The sequence below is a fragment of the Alteromonas genovensis genome (genome assembly GCF_010500895.1).
GTDB lineage: Bacteria > Pseudomonadota > Gammaproteobacteria > Enterobacterales > Alteromonadaceae > Alteromonas > Alteromonas genovensis.
Genome location: NZ_JAAAWO010000011.1, coordinates 91,310 through 109,368, shown reverse-complemented (window position 1 = coordinate 109,368; position 18,059 = coordinate 91,310). Strand labels below are relative to the sequence as shown.

Sequence of the window (18,059 nt, the reverse complement as noted above, 5' to 3'; positions counted from 1 at the left end):
TGAAACCCTAAGTGTAGATGAGTGTTATGCGTTGCTATTGTTGTTCTTCCGCTTCTTTTGAACGTTGTTGTGAGCCCCTTTTAAATGGTACCAAATCGCCGAAAAGTGCAGAGCAACTTATGCGTTCTCGATTTTCAGCATATGCGACAAACCAGTACGAATTCGTAATTAATACCTACACCCGTGAAAAACAAGAAGGCTTAACCGTAGAAAGCCTTAAACAAAGTGCTGATGGCGCCTTGTGGTTTGCTCTTCAGATAACGCCCCCATCCGCTCAAGAAGCAACACTTGATACCGTTGAATTTACGGCATTTTATTTTGAGAATAAAAGCCTATTTCAGCTGCATGAAACATCTAATTTCCTTATTGAGGATAATCAATGGCGTTATCACGATGGTACGCTTCACGATGACTGTGGAAAAATAAAGTACGGTAGGAACTTGCCATGTCTTTGTGGCAGCAATAAGAAGTTTAAACAGTGCTGTGCAACAAAGTTGCGGTAGTGAGTGACGCCTTAGAATGGGTATGTGTAAGTGCGCAAAGTGTAAGCCTGTGATAGGCATCACAGGCAAATAAGTATAAGCAACGAACAGTTACTGAGCCTCTATACTTTGAAGAACTTGATACTCAACGGGTAATGCCACAGCTCTCCCCCATTGGCTTTTAACGCTGCAATAATTGCAAAAATTAAGTTTAGAATGCCCAGAATCATTAACCCGAACGCACCAATAAATATCAACAGCAGAATTCCGCAGATTATTGAATAGATAACTAAGCTTATTAACCAGTTAGCCGTTACTTTACCGTGTTTGTCTATGTCTTCATTTTGGTCTTTGTGGGCTATCCACATAACAATAGGCAAAATAAGCCCCAGCCCAGGTATAACAATACTCGCCAATTGGCTTATATGTATGAGCGTGCAGTATGTTCGTGCCGTTAGCCCCCAATACATTTTTTCTTCCGTTGTCATTACTACTCCCTTAATTATGTTTTTAGAATGAGGTGTACATTGAATTTAATTTTTCAACAATTCATTGTTATTGAAAGTTGTTTATTGTATCGCTGTTAAATTCGATACATCGGGAAAGCGTTGGCACATTCCTACGGTGTAATTATTAGCAGCAATTGAAATATTAGTAACACTAATTTACCTTAATGGGTAGTCAACATACTGGTTATTAGACACATTTTTTAACGTCAACCCAACAAACAATGGCCTACTTTATCTTTTGGTCGCTACTAACTACTCATTATTCAGTATTCAGTCTGTCCAAACACTATTACGCCCTCGTCCTCTGTCAGCGATAGTGACGTGCGGGTCGCATAATCAGCCAGCCACCTCTCAGTAAGGTGTTTGTACTGGCTTGATTGTTTAAAAGCAATTGACGCTTCAATAAGTTTTTCCACAAGTTCAGGGGTGGTGCCCTTTTTTGATACAGCTAAATACGTTGTTGCTTTTTGGTAAGTAAAAAGTTTAGTGATGCTATTGCACTTATCACCTAAATCATCACAAACAATGTCCATTCCGCCATCGGAGAAAAACAGATAGTCTGCACTACCGCTTTCAAGGGCTAACACAGCACTCTTCCAGCTGTTTTTAGGTACAGCCCAATAACCTGCCTTTTTAATAATATCTTGTCTAAAGTCTCCCTTAAGCACGCCAATTCGGCTACTTGCAGGCAATTCGTTCAGTGAAGAAATGTCGGTATTACTTCCACGTTTGGAAAATATAGAATAGGCGTTTTGAGTTATGGGAGTGATCCAATGAAATAGCTCCTCTCGTTCAACAGTTCTCGCTAATGAAAATACGAGTACATCTTGTTTCATTGCACTTTCAATTAAAATACGCTGCCAAGGTGCACTTAAAATATCGGTTTTGATACCTGCTTCAACCAGTATGCTCTGAACCAAATCAACGGCGTATCCCGAAAGCTCTCCTCGCTTGTTTCGCTCACTAAATAATGGCTCCTCATTGGTAATCACCCTGGCTATTGTCATCTACCAAGGTCTTGCCGAGAACGATGACGCCCTCTATTTCAGATACATTCGGTGAATAGTCTTCTAATACTGGCAGCCATCGACGTTTAATTTCTGAATATTCTGGACGCTTTAAAAGTCGACTCACTTCTTTTACTAAATCGGTGGCGTATTTTCTATTTTTATCTGTCTTTGGCATCGCCACATAGCTGTACAACACGTTATGGGAATATTGTCTGCTGACGGTGGAGCAATCCAATTCGTTTTTCTGACAAAAAATAGCCATACCAAGATCAGAGAAAAATATGGCGTCTACCCTGTCTTTTAGTACAGCATCTACCGCTTGATTCCAGGTATTGAACTGGTGTAAAACAAACTGAGGGTATTCACTCCCTAATTCAACTCGATAATCTCCCCGCATTACTGCAACAGAAATGGTTTTGTTTTGCGCCGTCAGTAGATCAAGGTCTATGGCCTTTTTGCCATACAACCCCACTACGTTTGCAGTTAATGGTGCTATCCAAAAATATTTGTCTTCTCGTTCTGCGGTTCGACCTATACCAGTCGCTAACATGAGTTCGCCGGTATCGAGCTCTTGAATTAATCGCGCGAAAGGCAATGGCCTAACATCAGCTTGAATACCCGCTAAATTAAGTAATGCTGTAGCAAAGTCCACCGAATAACCTTTAACACCTCCATCGCTTTGAAACTCGCTAAATACGGGCGTATTTGCCGAGAGAACTTTCATAGTTTCAACAGCACTGACGTGCTTTATTTGAAAACAGAAAAAGGAGACAAGAGTAAGAAGTATCAACTTTACTTTAGGCACATCAAAATCTCGTGAGCACGTGTATGCTAAGTGTACAACAAACACCATTGATTACGCCATTTACGGAAATTGAATTATCAACGTAAAGCAAGTGATAAAACGGGAGCATTGGACTTTTACGCATATAAAACCGGTATATTATCGCTATGCACCGCAGTTACGTGCGACTTATCGACATAACTGATCGTTTTTGTTTGTGTGGACTATTAATAGGTTCATACATCAAGGAGGTATATTTATGGCGAAAGTACTCGTAATTGGCGCATCTGGTCAAATTGGTAAGCAAGCGACAGGAAAACTGTTAGAGCTTGGTCATCATGTTATTGCCCCAGTCAGGAGCCCAGAAAAATTGTCTGATATTGATAACAGCAACCTAAGCGTTATTGAGCAAGATTTAGAAAAAGACTTTTCTTCGCACTTCGAAGGCGTGGACGTTGTGGTGTTTACAGCGGGTTCAGGTGGTAATACTGGTGCAGACAAAACGATTATGATTGACTTGTGGGCTGCTCAAAAAGCTGTCGACTACACTAAACGCGCGAAAGTCCCCAAGTTCATTATGGTGAGCTCTATCGGCGCAGGTGATCCAGACTCAATACAGGGCGAAATGAGACCTTATTTAGTTGCCAAACACGTGGCGGATGAATACTTAATAAAAAGCGGTGTGAATCACATTATTTTACGTCCGGGAACATTACTCAATGAGCCTGGCACGCACCTAGTGAGAACTGACATGCCGGACAACCAAGATGAAGCAGTGATCCCAAGAGAAGACGTAGCTACTGCTATCGTGGAAAGCGTCGGCCGAACAAGCGAGGATAATTTAATCACCTACTTGTTCAAAGGCGACGAGCCAATTTCTAAAGTATTTGATTAAACACCTGATAGGCTATCTGCTGAGCCGCCTGTGATTATGTTTGGCGGCTCGACTTCCTATCCCTCTTCTCTCATTCACTCTCCCTTAGTCTCAGCCTGAAGCCTCAACCGTGAGCCTTAACCGTAAAACGCATTACGGAATGACCGACTGGCTCACCCAGTTATCATTCTCATCCTTTTCGTGCCATTCCCTATGCTGTGGATTACCACGTAAATTAAGGTAGTCCACATTTTCAATGTTAAGAGATAGTACACAAAAATGTGCGGGAACGATTGAATAATCCCCTTCGACGTTCAATGCAGACTCATCTAGCCTAGGCGTTCCGGGCCGGCCCCACAGAAACTGTTTTTTACCGGCATCAGAAAGCTTTTCCCACTGCGCTTCCACCAAATCAGGCTGTTCAATCTTAGTTACCATTGAAGCTGTACAGTTAAAACGATACTGCTCGCGAGTTTTAGCAAAGTACCACGACACATGACATCGGTTGTTTTCATTCAGCTGTTGATACTTTTCTGTACGTGTATCTGAAATAACTAACAACTGGTTGTCATCGGTTAGTCCGCGATGAACAACCGTTCTACAGAAAGGCACGCCCTCGCGATTGGCCGTGGCTATTTGAAAATATCGGCTTTCAGGTATGCTTCGCGTTTTATGTAAACTTTTCACTAAGCTTTGGCGCCATGATGGCATAGTCAGTCCTTACGCAGCGCTCTTCTTCGCTAATGCGAAAAGAGTATAAAAATTTTCAGTAGTAATACGTGCTAATTCCTTCACCGATATACCTTTAAGGTCAGCAATAAACTCAGCCACCTCAACAACATATCCAGGCTGGTTTTGTTTTCCTCTGTGTGGCACGGGCGCTAACCAAGGTGAATCAGTTTCAATTAACAAACGCTCTAAAGGGATTTCCTTCACCACCTCGCGTAATTCATCTGCTGAATTGAACGTAACGATCCCTGAAATAGAAATATAAAAGTCCATCTCTATTGCAGCTTGAGCCATTTCCAAAGATTCAGTAAAGCAGTGCAACACCCCTTTAGTACTCGGCTCCTTATGCTCTTTCAGTAAATTAATTGTATCTTCACGGGCGTCTCGTGTGTGAATGATAAGTGGTTTATTAGTGACGTTAGCTACTTTTATGTGGTCGATGAACGAAGTTAACTGAACATCTTTACTTTCGGGGCTATAAAAAAAATCGAGGCCCGTCTCGCCCACGGCCACTACGTCACTCTGCTGTGCTTTTTCTAGCAATTCATCGTAAGTGCATGCTTCATCTTGGTGAAGAGGATGTACGCCACAGGACACGGAGACATCATCAAATCCAACAACGGCCTCTCGCATGCTGTCAAAATCGGCAACCGAAACGCAAACACATAAAAAGTGCTCAACGCCACGAGTTCGCGCAAAATTAAGGGTTTCAGCCAAGGCCTCTGGGCCCTGCTTTAATCTGTCTAAATGACAATGAGAATCTACAAACAAGTTACACCTTTACTCATATTAGTCGTTATTCGTTGGCCACTATTTATCGCTGAAATAACTTTAAAAGCCCAAATAGTACCATCGACCTATTCACCCCAGGATGTTGCAATGTTTTCACTACATCTACGCACTGTGCGTAACGGGAATAATCTGACGGCTGTTGGCTAGCCATATAATCGCCATGGGCTTTTTGCATGCACCACTGAGACGCTAGCACCGCGTTATCTTGCCATTTTTTTGCCAAGCGAAGTGCTTGACTGCTGGCATCGCCCGCGAGCAATGCCTGAAAATCATCATTAAACGTGCGAAAGCTAAATTCTTCTTCACCTTTTAAAGCCGCTTCAGCGCGTAACGGCGCGTTACCATACGCTGCTAATAATGCTTCACTGGCATCTTCTACGCCACATTCGCGCAGGTAGTTCAAACTTAACGCTAGACTGGGTAACGGTAGCGCGTGTTTTTCACATCGGCTCAGTATGGTAGGCATTAACTTTGTAATGCTACTGGTAATAAGCACAAGATAAGTATTCGCAGTCGGCTCTTCCAACGTTTTTAGCAGCGCGTTGGCCGCGGCTTCAGTCATCGTATCGGCATTGGGTATAAGCAGTACTTTATTGCCACTCATCTGAGCCGTACCACTGAGTTTAGCAATGCCTTCGCGTATTTTATCAACACCTAGCTGCTTTTCACTTTCTAAAATATACAGATCGGGATGATTACCCGCTATACGCAGCAAGCATGATGAGCATGTTTCACACGCGCCCTGCTGTGTAGGTGTTTTGCATAGAAGTGCGTTGCCTAACTCTTGTGCCAACCTGTATTTACCGATACCACTTGCACCACTTAGCAATAAAGCGTGATGAAGCTTGTTCGCTAAGTATCGGGAAGTAAATGAATGAAAGACATCATTAAACCAGGGATACATGGGTTACACACCTACCACATAGTTATTGATTAAGGTCTTAATGTCATTGTGAACGCTTTTTATTGGCTGCATAGCATCAACAATTCGAATACTGTCATCATTATTAGCAAGCGCTAGGTAGCGCTCTCGAGTACGCTCAAAAAATGCAATCCCCGATTGTTCAATTCTATCAAGCTCTCCCCTCCCGCGGGCGCGCTCTAGACCAATAGCAGGTTCAACATCTAGGTAAATGGTCAAATCGGGCTTAAACCCTTTAAGTGCTATATGACTTATTGCGCTCATCGTATCGGGCGATACGCCTCTGCCACCACCTTGATATGCTTGTGATGACAAGTCATGCCTATCCCCAACCACCCAAACGCCGCTTTCTAACGCTGGATAAATGCGATTTGTTAAAAGCTGAACTCTGGCTGCATACATCAACAAAAGCTCTGTTTCTTCAGAAACCTGCTCATCCCAGTCGTGTTTTACACAGTCTCGAATAGCTTCTGCCATGGGTGTGCCGCCGGGCTCCCGTGTTTGCTCAACGGATTTACCTGCGTTTTTTAAGGCATCCACAATGAGTCCAATGACCGAACTTTTGCCCGCGCCCTCAAGGCCTTCAACGACTATAAACTTTCCATTCATGGTTTCAAAAACATCTCTTTAATTGATTGCTATTCGACGAATAAGTACTGCTATTGTACGGCCTCTACTAAGTTATTTTTTGCTATTACCTAAACTTAGCGCCGCAATTGGTACTGTCGTACGGCTGCATTGTGTTCACTTAACGTACTTGAGAATTGATGACTTCCATCGCCTTTAGCGACGAAATAAAGTGCATCCGTCGTTCTCGGGTTTAACGCCGCGCGGATAGCCGCTTTGCCCGCCATTGCTATGGGTGTCGGCGGAAGGCCTTTTATGACATAGGTGTTATAAGGCGTTCGCGTTCGTAAATGCTTGCGCGTTATATTACCATCAAATGAAGGTCCTATACCGTAGATTACCGTTGGATCGGTTTGTAGGCGCATGTTCTTGTGTAGTCGATTTACAAAGACACCGGCTATCAGATCCCGCTCTTCTGGTACTGCCGTTTCTTTTTCAATAATGCTGGCCAAAATAAGTGCATCGTAGGGCGTTGCTAGCGGCAAACCTACTTCTCGGGCTTCCCACTCAGACGTAAGAAAATCAACAAGGGCAATATGTGCCCGCGTCAGTATTTCGCTGGCTTTAGTGCCTTTAGTGAAAAAGTAGGTATCAGCAAGATAGAGCCCTTCAGTATTATCCAATTTTTTGCTCTCACTTACCCCTAATTTAGCTAACGTATTGGTTTGCGATAAAAGAATAGGCGTCATATCCGGCTCTAAGGCCACAGCCTCTGATGATGAACTTGCAACGCCCGATAACGAAGACGCACTGTCGGTGGCTGCTTGCTGGCCCAAATCAAATTCAATTTCGGCAATGCCCTTTAGTGTGTTGTGCCATTGAGCCAACGTTAACCCTTCAACCAGACTGACAGAAAAGAAGTACTCATCACCTTGTGTAAATACAGTGAAAATATCGGCCAGCGACTGCCCGGGAAGCAACATGTAAGTGCCCGATTTAATATCTGTACTAGCGGCAAAGAACTTAAGCCACACTTTGGCAACAATAGGGCTAATGTCGGTCATTTCTTTATTGCGAAGCTGATTTATGGTTCTGTACGCGCTGCCCCCTTTTTCGATAGAAAACAGCGTATTCTGCTTTAACTCAAGAGGCATGGTAACCGTGTTAGAGATGTAATAAGCGCCTGCTGCAGCGCAGAGCGAGGCTAATACCATCAAAAAAATAATTACGTATAAAACACGTTTCACAATCATGACTCCTGTCTTTTCGATTGATAGCGAAGGGGCTCAACTTCTGTTTTGTTACTTAGCCCTTTTTTATACAGGCGTTGAAGCAACAGTGTTTGAAGAGTGTCGATGTTGTTATTATTCACCGGATATAGTGAGGTACTACCATCGGCAAAAGTAATGCTTTTTATCGGAATGACCTTCATAAGGGCATTTGTAATAACTACGCAATCTGCCCGCATAACGTTGTTAAGCGTAAACTCTCCTACCTTGTGCGGTACATTTTCTTCATTCAGTGCATTAAGTAAACACTCCCTGACTACACCATTTACACCGCTTCCTGTCAGTGAGGGGGTGCACCACGTATTATCAGTATAAAAGAAAATATTACCTGCACTGCATTCAATAACGTTACCTTGTGTGTCGCACACAAGCGCATCGTCAGCATCGGCTTGGTTTATTTCTCTTTTAATCAGTACTTGCTCTAAACGGTTCATGTGCTTGATGCCGGCTAACGCAGGCTGAATAGCCAATGCTGTTTGCGCACACATTAGCGTAACGCCCGTGGCAGAAAGAGAGTCGTAATGAGTAGGGTATGGATGTTGAGAGAATCGAACTAACGGTGGGTTTGCTTCATCACGACTGTACCCTCGCCCGGCTTCTCCGCCAGATACATGCACTTTTAATACGTACTTAATTTCTGATTTTTCGAATTGTGACGGATTTGATTCACACTCTAATAGCGGTTTTTTTTCATCGTCTATCTGTGAGGCTTCTTTTCTTTTTAGTTCAGCGCTAGCTTGAAAAGCCTGTATCTTAGACCCTATAGCTTGTTCTAAGATGTGAATATCGATAGACAGACCGATTGCCGTACAATCATGGGACAAGCGAGAAAGATGGAGAGACAGTAATTCAGGATGATCATTTACTACACATATTGTAGTAAATACACCGTCACCATAATTAAAGGCCCTGTCGCTCGACGCTATGGGCGTATCATTGGGAATTATTTTCACTGTCTGCTCGGTATCTTAAGTACTGATATTAGTAGTGGGGAGTATACCAAGTTGTTGAGTGCAAACAACAAAGGGTGATGCATAAGATGCATCACCCTTTGATTTATAAAAGCTCAGTGTAAAAGTGCATTATGACAAGACACTGTAAAAGCTCAGCTGAGCCTACCTATGTCGTGCGCTTACAAACGCTTGAATATTAACGAGCCGTTAGTTCCGCCAAAACCAAATGAGTTGCATAACGCATGGTCAGCAGTAAACATTTTTGCTTTATTAGCTACAAAGTCTAAGTCGCACCCTTCGCCCGGCTCATCAAGGTTGATGGTGGGTGGCGCCATTTTATCTCTTAGCGCTAATATCGTGAAAATGGCCTCTACAGAACCCGCAGCACCTAACAAGTGGCCTGTCATCGATTTAGTAGAACTCACCAACAAATCGTAGGCGTGTTCGTTAAATACTCGCTTAACCGCTGCAACCTCGGCGACATCTCCGGCGGGCGTTGATGTACCATGAGCATTTACGTATCCAATTTCGGTGGGGTCGATTTTCGCGTCTCGAATTGCGTTTTCCATCGACGTTGCCGCACCTTCACCGTCTGCTGGTGGAGAAGTCATGTGATAAGCGTCGCCACTCATACCAAACCCAACAAGTTCTGCATAAATAGTCGCGCCGCGTGCTTTCGCCGCTTCGTACTCTTCTAGCATTACCACACCAGCACCCTCGCCCATTACAAAGCCATCTCTGTCTTTGTCCCACGGACGACTTGCAGCTTTAGGATCGTCGTTACGAGACGACAACGCGCGAGCAGCAGCGAAACCTGCAATACCTAGAGGCGTAATAGTTGCCTCGGCACCGCCGGCTAACATTGCGTCAGCATCGTCATAGGCTATTGTTCTTGCTGCGATACCTATGTTGTGAACCCCTGTGGTACAGGCTGTCACAACATTGATATTAGGCCCTTTCAACCCTTCTATAATGGAAAGAAAGCCAGAAATCATGTTCGTTATCGTGGATGGCACAAAGAAAGGAGATACACGCTTTGGCCCACTGTTGAGCAATTTTGAATGATTTTGTTCAATTTGCTCTAAACCACCAATTCCCGAACCTATTGCTACACCTACGCGGTGAGCATTATCACTGGTAATGGGTAGACCTGAATCGGCTAGTGCTTGTTTACCCGCTGCAACACCTAACTGGATAAAGCGGTCCATTTTTTTCGTTTCTTTCTTATCGATATAATCCAGGGGATCAAAATCGTTAATTTGGCCTGCGAAACGGGTTGAATAGTTACTACAATCGAAATGAGTGATTTCACCTATGCCGCTCTCGCCTGCGAGCAGTTTGCGCCATGTGTCTTCACTGTTAAGACCCAATGGTGAAAGCATCCCAATACCGGTAACCACTACGCGACGTTTTGTCACAAAAAGTCCTCGCTTTGGAACTAAGGTAGGAGAAACAAAAACGGCTCTAAAAAAGAGCCGTTTCGTAACTTAATAAAGACTTATGCGTCTTTATTTGCATTAATGTAATCAACCGCTGACTGAACAGTAGTGATTTTTTCAGCTTCTTCATCAGGAATTTCAGTATCGAATTCTTCTTCTAAAGCCATTACCAACTCAACAGTGTCAAGTGAATCAGCGCCTAAATCGTCAACGAATGAAGCTTCTGCTTTTACTTCTTCTTCTTTAACGCCAAGCTGTTCAATGATGATTTTCTTAACGCGTTCTTCAATGTTACTCATAATTCTAGGTTTCCCTTAAACGTCACTAGATAACAAAAGTGTCGCTAGTTTATTTTGCTAGGTCGTTCCTTGCAAGCACCAGTGTAAACTAATTTTCTGGTCAAACCAGCGACATTCGAAATTGTTTAAATACTATTTTTACATCCAAGTTTGGGTAAATACCACCCTAAACTCAACAAAATTCGCAAAAATTGCGAATTTACCCCATATACATTCCACCGTTAACGTGGATTGTTTCACCTGTAATATAGGCGGCACCGTCGCTTACTAAAAACGCAACAGTGGAGGCAACTTCATCCGGCGAGCCTAATCGACTTGCTGGAATATCTTTAAAAATGGCTTCTTTTTGGTCATCAGACAATGACTTTGTCATATCTGTATCGATGAAACCAGGCGCAACAACGTTAATTGTTATGCCTCGTGAAGCCACTTCTCTTGCCATAGACTTAGAAAAACCGATTACGCCTGCTTTCGCAGCGGCATAATTAGCTTGGCCTGCGTTACCGGCACTGCCTACAACAGAGCCAATATTGACAATACGGCCAAAGCGTTTCTTCATCATACCGCGAAGTACCGCTTTTGACAGCGTAAATATTGACGTCAAGTTAGTATCAATGATGTCCTGCCACTCGTCGTCTTTCATTCGCAGTAAGAGATTATCACGGGTAATACCCGCATTATTGATAAGAATATCAATACCGCCGTCGGCACTACTAATCACTTTTATGGCTTCATCTACGCTGGCTTTATCGGTTACATTGAGTGCCAAGCCTCTACCGCCAAAAGCTTCGAGATAGGCCGAAATGGCAGCTGCACCATTGTCACTTGTTGCTGTACCGATTACTGTTGCGCCTTGACTAGCAAGTGCAGTAGCAATGGCTTTTCCAATACCTCTGCTCGCACCAGTAACAAGGGCAACTTTACCGTCTAACTGACTCATTGCATTTCCTTATTGTTTTAATGCTTCCACACCCTCGGGTGTATTAACAGCAAGAGACTCAAGGCTCTTGTTAATTCGTTTATTCAAACCGGTAAGCACTTTACCAGGTCCTACTTCTATGACGCGCTCAACACCTGCTGCGGCTAAATATTCAACCGTGCGAGTCCATTGAACGGGACAATATAATTGACGCACTAATGCGTTTTTAATTGCCTCACCTTGCGTTTCAATGGTCACATCTACATTGTTTACAATGTTAATGGCCGGTTCTTTTACCAAGAGTGAAGTTAATGCGTCTTCTAGTTTGTCTGCAGCTGGGCGCATAAGTTCACAATGTGAAGGCACACTCACCGCCAAAGGCAAAGCACGTTTTGCACCTGCCTCTTTACACGCATTAGCAGCTTGTTCCGCTGCATTTTTTTCACCTGCAATAACCACTTGCCCAGGCGAATTAAAATTAACTGGAGCAACTACATCACCCGTTGCGATAGCAGTTTGCTGACACACGTTAGCGATAGATGAATCATCTAAACCAATAATGGCAAACATAGCGCCTGCGCCAGCCGGTACAGCTTCTTGCATATACTTACCACGAGCCTCAACCAGTTTGACCGCGTCGGTAAAGTCCATAGCGCCACCGCATACCAATGCGGAATACTCACCTAAACTGTGGCCGGCAAGATAATCTACCTCTATGCCCTGCTCACGAATAACGCGCCATGTAGCCACGCTTGCAGCTAATAATGCAGGTTGGGTAATGTGAGTCTCGTTAAGTTGACCGTCAGAGTCGTTCTGAACAAGGCTCCAGAGGTCGTAACCTAGTGCGTCAGACGCTTCTTTGAACGTTGCCTCAACCACTGGGTACTGAGCTGCCAACTCTTTTAGCATGCCCACACTCTGAGACCCCTGACCTGGAAATACACAGGCTGTTCTAGTCATTCTTCTTCCTTATTATTGTATAAATCATTAGAAGTGAAAAATGGCGTGGTTTACGTTCGCTTAGTAGCGAACTAACGCAGACGCCCACGCAAAACCGCCACCAAATGCTTCTAATAGCAAATGTTGACCGCGCTGGATTCTACCGTCTCGTATCGCTGTGTCTAACGCTGTAGGAACCGTAGCGGCTGACGTATTGCCGTAATGCTCTAACGTTAGCACCACTTGATCAAGAGACATATTCAGCTTTTTAGCTGTCGCTTTGATAATTCTGAAGTTGGCTTGGTGCGGCACCAACCAATCTAAATCTGTCTTTTCCATGCCGTTGGCAGACAGAGTCTGCTCAACCACCTGAGATAATTTGTTCACAGCTACTTTAAACACTTCGTTGCCGCGCATTACGCCCCAGTTTTCGTGTACCGATTTTTCGTCGCCCCGAGTTGGGTTGCCTACGTACAGAAGGTCGCCATAGGAACCTGCCGCATGAATATGCGTTGATAAAATACCAGGCTCGTCGCTTGCTTCAATGATTGTGGCCCCTGCCGCATCGCCAAATAAAATGACCATGGTTCTGTCTGCGGGGTCAATAAGGCGGCTTAAGCAATCAGTGCCAATAACCAGAATACGTTTCGCCATACCTGACTTAATGTACTGATCGGCCACACTCAATGCGTAGCAATATCCTGCACACGCTGCTGCAACATCAAAGGCGGGAATGCCGTCTAAATCGAGCATGCGCTGAATTTCGCACGCCGTGCTAGGTAATGCATAACGACCACTTGTCGTGGCACACACTATCATATCAATGGTTTTAGGATCGATACCCGCCATTTCAATGGCTTTCTTGCTGGCCTCTACACCCATGGTCGCAGCAGTTTCATCTGCACCAATTATGCGACGTTCTTTGATACCTGTGCGATCAGTAATCCACTCATCACTGGTATCAACCATGACTTCTAAATCTGCGTTTGTGCGCACGTCACTGGGGTAATAACTGCCTGTTCCTATAAAGCGAGAATATTTGCTCAAAGTTGCTCCAACAATACCGTTTCTATCTTTGTTTTTATCTTATCCGGCAAATGCATTTCTGCTTCTTTCATTGCTTGAACAATGGCGTAATAAAAAGCGTCTTTTTGTGCATTTCCGTGACTCTTGATAACAATGCCGCGCAATCCTATCAGACTCGCACCATTATACTGGTCGGGGTTCACGCTATTGTAGATAGATTTCAGTAATGGGAAGGCAATTCTGGCTAATAAACGGGTGTATAAATTCTTTTGAGACTGGCGTTTTACTTCATTAATCACTAACTTAGCCAAACCTTCGCTCGATTTTAGCGCAATGTTACCAGTGAAGCCATCGGTGACTACAACGTCGGCATAGTCGGTGAATATATCATCACCTTCAACATAACCAATGTAATTAATACCAGGGGCATCTCTAAAAAGCTGATCGGCAGACTTCACTTGTGCGTTGCCTTTTATATCCTCTTCGCCGACATTGAGCAGCGCAACTCTTGGAGATGCAATACCAGAGACTTCTTGAGCCAGCACTGAGCCCATTACACCGTATTGAAAGAGAATTTCAGGCGTGCAATTAACGTTTGCCCCCAAATCGAGTAGAAAAACATTATGGTTACTCGTGGTTGGCAACATATTGATTAGTGCGGGTCTATCAATGCCTGATAACGTTTTAAGTAAATAAAAGGAAAGTGTCAGTAAGGCGCCGGTGTTTCCGGCACTTACGCAAGCATTGGCTTCACCGCTTTTAACGCGCTCAAGTGCTCGTCGCATGGAGGAGTCTTTTTTATTTCGAAGTGCTGACGTCGGCGCTTCTCCCATTTCAACAACTTGGGAGCAATGAACAATGTCGACGCGGCCGCGTTCTTCAGAGGTAAGGGCTGTGATGCCGCTTTCAATAACTGATTCGTCGCCGCAGAGTGTGAAGCGAATATGGGGATGTAGCTGAATAGCCTTTACGGCTGCAGAAAGGATAACAGGGGGACCATGATCGCCCCCCATGATATCTAACGCGATGGTTAGCTCAGACAAAATGTAGTCGCCGTATTACGCGCCGATTACTTTCTTGCCTTTGTAGTATCCATCAGCAGTCACGTGGTGACGAAGGTGAGTTTCACCCGACGTTGAATCGACGGACAAAGTAGCACCTGTCAACGCATCGTGTGAACGACGCATACCGCGCTTAGAACGCGTTTTACGATTTTTTTGTACTGCCATAACTTACTCCTGGTCTCGCTTAAGTTCTTTCAAAACCGCGAAAGGGTTTTGTCGCTCTTGTTCCGGTTCAATCTTTCCGAATGACATCTCATCTCGCTTTATTGCACACTCCGACTCTGCATGAAGGGGTACAATTGGCAACGATAATAGTAACTCGTCTTCAAATATCTGAAGCAGACTGACTTCTCCGTGGTCGTTGACCTCTACCGGTTCGTAAGCCTCGGGAATGATGTCCTCATTTTCTTGCTCTCCTCCCTGCACTGGAGTAAAGCAAAAATCCGAATGAACGGATAAATCGAGTTCACCATTACACCTCTGACAGATAAGTGTAACGTCAGTAGATAGGTGGCCGTGAAAAACAGTAAGACCCTGCTCGTCTTTTCTAAACTGTACTTCTGCGTCCACATACTCACTGCATCGGACAACTGCCCCGCTCAATCGTTCCATATCACTAGCCAAAATAACACCCCGATAATCGGAACGTTTAGTGGCGGTTTTAATCGGTTCAACCGAATGGGGTAATTTCACTTTCTGCATAGGGCGCGCATGATATAGCGTCACCCCGCTTCTGTCAAAGCAAAATTGCGATTTAACTTGGGGGGAAACAGGGTAAACTAACCGGCATACCTTTATTAAGGCGTATTAAAGTAGAACGCCGAAAATAAGAGCTCGAAACAGGAATACTCACCATGACTACACTAATTTTAGCCTCGTCTTCTCAATATCGAAAAAAGTTACTGGCTGATATTGGTCTACATGTAGAAACCATGAGTCCAGATATTGATGAAACGCCTAAGCCTGATGAAACCGCCCTGACACTGAGTAAACGCCTAGCGCAAGAAAAGGCGCTAAAAGTAAGCGCACGTGTGAGCAACGATGAGGCCATCGTTATTGGCAGCGACCAAGTCGCTTTTTTAGCCACAGACGACGGACCGGTATTACTTGGTAAACCTTTAAATGTGGGTACCGCTGTTCAGCAGCTCAAACTCTGCCAAGGTAAAACTGTGTCTTTTTTTACCGCTATCTGTGTTTATCAGGCAAGTAGCGATACATTAATCACTGATGTAGAAGAAACACGGGTTCATTTTCGTGAAAACACAACCTCCCTATTACAAGGCTATGTTGAAAAAGAACGACCACTAGATTGTGCTGGTAGTTTTAAAAGCGAAGGCATGGGCGTACTTCTATTTGAACGTGTAGAAGGAAGAGACCCCAATAGTCTCATTGGGCTGCCCATCATGCTGTTAAACGATATCTTGTCTTCTCACTTTAATACTAACTTGCTAGAGATGGCTACTCGTTAATATCGTCTTGTTGTCGCTGGCTCTTCACCCAAATGCTGATCAGCTAATAGCCGTTCTAACACGAGAGCTCACCTACTACGTTACTTACCTAATAAATAGTGCTGTAATTCTGCAATGGAATGAACAATCACTTTGGGTTGCAGCGCTTCTAAATGGACTTGTGCGTGAACGCCATACGACACGCCTATCCTGTCCATGCCAATAGACTTAGCCATTTGCATATCATAGGTGGTATCACCAATCATTACAGCATCGCTAGCAGGAATAGCCAATTCGTCGATAAGTTGGAGCAGCATATCAGGTGATGGCTTCGACTCTGCTTCATCAGCTGTGCGTGAGGCGGAGAAAAAGCTGCCCGTGTCCGTTTGTTTCCACGCTCTGTCCAAACCTCTACGGGCTTTACCTGTGGCAACGGCAAGGATACAGCCAGATTCTTTAAGCGCATTAAACAGTGCTTCAGCGCCATCGAATAAAGGGCATGGCGTGGTGTCTTTGGCAACAAACGCTTCTTTATACGCTAGCACTAACTGTTCTGCGAGTGCGTCATCGTCAATACCAAAGAGTTGCTTAATAGCTGGCTTAAGGCTGATGCCAATAATGTGCCCCACTTCATCACGACTTGGTATTGGCATACTGCATTGCTTTGCTGCAATCTGCATGCAGTTAACAATTTTGTCTGCAGAGTCCATCACAGTACCATCCCAATCGAAAATTACGAGCTTGTAGCGAGGCGGAATTGAAGATACTGGCGACGGTTGTGTTTGTGGCGCAGTTGAAATGTCGGACATAAATCGTTATTACTCGTTATTTCGTGCTTGGGGCGTTTAAGGCCATTAAAGAATCAGTCAGCGCTTTATCAAGGGGTGCGGTAAACGTCATTCTTTCTTCTGTAGCTGGGTGTATAAACGCGATACTTTGGGCATGAAGAAATAATCGGTCTAATCCTTTTCCTCTCATGCTGGCATCGAATTCACTATCGCCATACTTTGGATCGCAAGCAATAGGATGCCCTGCGTGTAAACAGTGCACGCGTATTTGGTGTGTTCGACCCGTAATCGGAGAGGCTTCAACCAGCGTTGCCCCAGAAAATTGCTTTAATATTCTGTAACGGGTTTCAGAAGGCTTACCATCATCACTGACGCTGACCATTCTCTCGCCTGACTGCAGGGTGTTCTTTCTAAGAGGCGCCTTTACCTTAAATCGATTTGCCGGCCACTCACCTGCGACTAGCGCATTATAACGCTTGTCCATTTTGCCTGTACGCAGCTGTTCATGCATATGACGCAGTGCTGAGCGCTTCTTGGCGATGAGCATGCAGCCTGATGTATCGCGATCTAGTCGGTGCACAAGTTCCATAAACTTCGCGTCTGGACGTAATGCTCTTAATCCTTCAATTAGACCAAAACTTAAGCCGCTTCCGCCGTGAACTGCAATACCGGTAGGCTTATTCATGACAATGAGGCGATCGTCTTCAAATAAAATGTGCGATTCAAGTGCTGCAATCTTATCAAGTTTGGGTGAGGGTGCTGGCGCGCCCTCAGGGACCCTGACAGGCGGTATGCGTATTACGTCGTCAGCTTGCAGTTTGTATTCAGGCTTTATCCTACCTTTATTAACGCGTACTTCGCCTTTGCGTAAAATGCGATAAATCATACTCTTTGGCACACCCTTCAATTGAGTGCGCAAAAAGTTGTCGATGCGTTGGCCTGCTAAATCGGCCTCTACCGTTATAAAACGGACTTTTTGGGGAGCTTGTTCTTTCATGCGTTTGATTATACCGCAATGCTTCGCCGCCAACATTATGAAAATATCTATTTGCTAAAATTTCTTGTTTTTGACTCTTTTTTGCTCTGAGCTCATCGTTTTATGAAAATATCTCGGTATTAGTTGCTTTTATTCACCGACTTACCTTGCTTAATTTTGCTTATTGGTGCGATAATCGTTAATGGTTTTTACACGAAACAAACGCGAATAATAACCTTGCGCCAACGCG

At 44.3% G+C, this 18,059-nt stretch carries 22 protein-coding genes; 3 read left to right on the top strand and 19 right to left on the bottom strand.

The genetic code is table 11. The annotated features are described in order from the left end of the window. Positions 1-17: 17 nt before the first annotated feature. Positions 18-503 carry a YchJ family protein gene (locus GTQ48_RS14090; RefSeq protein ID WP_338023328.1) on the top strand — a complete coding sequence of 162 codons (486 nt, stop codon included), beginning with the start codon at positions 18-20 and terminating at the stop codon, positions 501-503. A 101-nt stretch (positions 504-604) separates the two neighbouring features. Here GTQ48_RS14090 and GTQ48_RS14085 read toward each other — a convergent pair whose 3' ends face one another. The 3 genes from GTQ48_RS14085 to GTQ48_RS14075 form a co-directional block, all read right to left on the bottom strand. After that, the gene (locus GTQ48_RS14085; protein WP_163107238.1) at positions 605-970 is read right to left on the bottom strand and encodes a DUF4870 domain-containing protein; all 366 of its coding nucleotides are present in this window, start codon (positions 968-970) and stop codon (positions 605-607) included. A 284-nt stretch (positions 971-1,254) separates the two neighbouring features. Then, positions 1,255-1,998 (bottom strand): substrate-binding periplasmic protein, encoded by a 744-nt coding sequence (locus GTQ48_RS14080; RefSeq protein ID WP_163107237.1) that lies wholly within the window; start codon positions 1,996-1,998, stop codon positions 1,255-1,257. Continuing rightward, positions 1,970-2,725: a substrate-binding periplasmic protein gene (locus GTQ48_RS14075; protein WP_163107236.1), complete on the bottom strand. Its 756-nt coding sequence runs from the start codon at positions 2,723-2,725 to the stop codon at positions 1,970-1,972. Before GTQ48_RS14075 ends, GTQ48_RS14080 begins: the two co-directional genes overlap by 29 nt. 319 nt (positions 2,726-3,044) lie before the next feature. Between GTQ48_RS14075 and GTQ48_RS14070 the strand changes: the two genes are divergently transcribed. Continuing rightward, a complete protein-coding gene (locus tag GTQ48_RS14070; RefSeq protein ID WP_163107235.1) occupies positions 3,045-3,680 on the top strand; it encodes an SDR family oxidoreductase in 636 nt (211 codons plus the stop codon). 132 nt (positions 3,681-3,812) lie between these two features. Here GTQ48_RS14070 and GTQ48_RS14065 read toward each other — a convergent pair whose 3' ends face one another. The 14 genes from GTQ48_RS14065 to yceD all read right to left on the bottom strand — a co-directional run bounded on the left by GTQ48_RS14065 (position 3,813) and on the right by yceD (position 15,299). Continuing rightward, a complete protein-coding gene (locus GTQ48_RS14065) occupies positions 3,813-4,370 on the bottom strand; it encodes a pyridoxamine 5'-phosphate oxidase family protein (protein WP_163107234.1) in 558 nt (185 codons plus the stop codon). Between the two features lie 9 nt (positions 4,371-4,379). After that, positions 4,380-5,159 (bottom strand): TatD family hydrolase, encoded by a 780-nt coding sequence (locus tag GTQ48_RS14060; RefSeq protein WP_163107233.1) that lies wholly within the window; start codon positions 5,157-5,159, stop codon positions 4,380-4,382. A 43-nt stretch (positions 5,160-5,202) separates the two neighbouring features. Then, positions 5,203-6,084 carry a DNA polymerase III subunit gene (locus GTQ48_RS14055; RefSeq protein WP_163107232.1) on the bottom strand — a complete coding sequence of 294 codons (882 nt, stop codon included), beginning with the start codon at positions 6,082-6,084 and terminating at the stop codon, positions 5,203-5,205. A gap of 3 nt (positions 6,085-6,087) precedes the next feature. Next, the gene (tmk, locus tag GTQ48_RS14050; RefSeq protein ID WP_163107231.1) at positions 6,088-6,711 is read right to left on the bottom strand and encodes a dTMP kinase; all 624 of its coding nucleotides are present in this window, start codon (positions 6,709-6,711) and stop codon (positions 6,088-6,090) included. Between the two features lie 95 nt (positions 6,712-6,806). Beyond that, positions 6,807-7,916: an endolytic transglycosylase MltG gene (mltG, locus tag GTQ48_RS14045; RefSeq protein WP_338023327.1), complete on the bottom strand. Its 1,110-nt coding sequence runs from the start codon at positions 7,914-7,916 to the stop codon at positions 6,807-6,809. 2 nt (positions 7,917-7,918) lie between these two features. Next, on the bottom strand, positions 7,919-8,911 hold the full coding sequence (gene pabC / locus GTQ48_RS14040) for an aminodeoxychorismate lyase (protein WP_163107229.1): 993 nt from the start codon (positions 8,909-8,911) through the stop codon (positions 7,919-7,921). A 179-nt stretch (positions 8,912-9,090) separates the two neighbouring features. Beyond that, positions 9,091-10,329: a beta-ketoacyl-ACP synthase II gene (gene fabF / locus GTQ48_RS14035; RefSeq protein WP_163107228.1), complete on the bottom strand. Its 1,239-nt coding sequence runs from the start codon at positions 10,327-10,329 to the stop codon at positions 9,091-9,093. Between the two features lie 80 nt (positions 10,330-10,409). After that, positions 10,410-10,649 carry an acyl carrier protein gene (acpP, locus tag GTQ48_RS14030; protein WP_032095800.1) on the bottom strand — a complete coding sequence of 80 codons (240 nt, stop codon included), beginning with the start codon at positions 10,647-10,649 and terminating at the stop codon, positions 10,410-10,412. A 199-nt stretch (positions 10,650-10,848) separates the two neighbouring features. Beyond that, a complete protein-coding gene (gene fabG, locus GTQ48_RS14025) occupies positions 10,849-11,589 on the bottom strand; it encodes a 3-oxoacyl-ACP reductase FabG (RefSeq protein WP_163107227.1) in 741 nt (246 codons plus the stop codon). A 9-nt stretch (positions 11,590-11,598) separates the two neighbouring features. Then, the gene (gene fabD, locus GTQ48_RS14020) at positions 11,599-12,528 is read right to left on the bottom strand and encodes an ACP S-malonyltransferase (protein ID WP_163107226.1); all 930 of its coding nucleotides are present in this window, start codon (positions 12,526-12,528) and stop codon (positions 11,599-11,601) included. 60 nt (positions 12,529-12,588) lie between these two features. After that, complete coding sequence (locus tag GTQ48_RS14015; RefSeq protein ID WP_163107225.1) at positions 12,589-13,554, bottom strand: beta-ketoacyl-ACP synthase III; 966 nt, start codon at positions 13,552-13,554, stop codon at positions 12,589-12,591. Further along, on the bottom strand, positions 13,551-14,576 hold the full coding sequence (gene plsX / locus GTQ48_RS14010) for a phosphate acyltransferase PlsX (protein WP_163107224.1): 1,026 nt from the start codon (positions 14,574-14,576) through the stop codon (positions 13,551-13,553). Before plsX ends, GTQ48_RS14015 begins: the two co-directional genes overlap by 4 nt. A 15-nt stretch (positions 14,577-14,591) precedes the next feature. Further along, positions 14,592-14,762: a 50S ribosomal protein L32 gene (gene rpmF, locus GTQ48_RS14005; RefSeq protein ID WP_032095795.1), complete on the bottom strand. Its 171-nt coding sequence runs from the start codon at positions 14,760-14,762 to the stop codon at positions 14,592-14,594. 3 nt (positions 14,763-14,765) lie between these two features. After that, complete coding sequence (gene yceD / locus GTQ48_RS14000) at positions 14,766-15,299, bottom strand: 23S rRNA accumulation protein YceD (protein ID WP_032095794.1); 534 nt, start codon at positions 15,297-15,299, stop codon at positions 14,766-14,768. Between the two features lie 152 nt (positions 15,300-15,451). On the opposite strand from yceD, the gene GTQ48_RS13995 reads away from it, so the two are divergent. Then, positions 15,452-16,066, top strand: a complete 615-nt coding sequence (locus GTQ48_RS13995) for a Maf family protein (protein WP_163107223.1) — start codon at positions 15,452-15,454, stop codon at positions 16,064-16,066. An 80-nt stretch (positions 16,067-16,146) separates the two neighbouring features. On the opposite strand, the gene GTQ48_RS13990 is transcribed toward GTQ48_RS13995, so the two are convergent. Together GTQ48_RS13990 and rluC are read right to left on the bottom strand one after the other, a co-directional pair. Next, a complete protein-coding gene (locus GTQ48_RS13990) occupies positions 16,147-16,854 on the bottom strand; it encodes an HAD family hydrolase (protein ID WP_163107222.1) in 708 nt (235 codons plus the stop codon). 16 nt (positions 16,855-16,870) lie between these two features. Then, a complete protein-coding gene (gene rluC, locus GTQ48_RS13985) occupies positions 16,871-17,830 on the bottom strand; it encodes a 23S rRNA pseudouridine(955/2504/2580) synthase RluC (RefSeq protein ID WP_163107221.1) in 960 nt (319 codons plus the stop codon). Between the last annotated feature and the right edge of the window lie 229 nt (positions 17,831-18,059).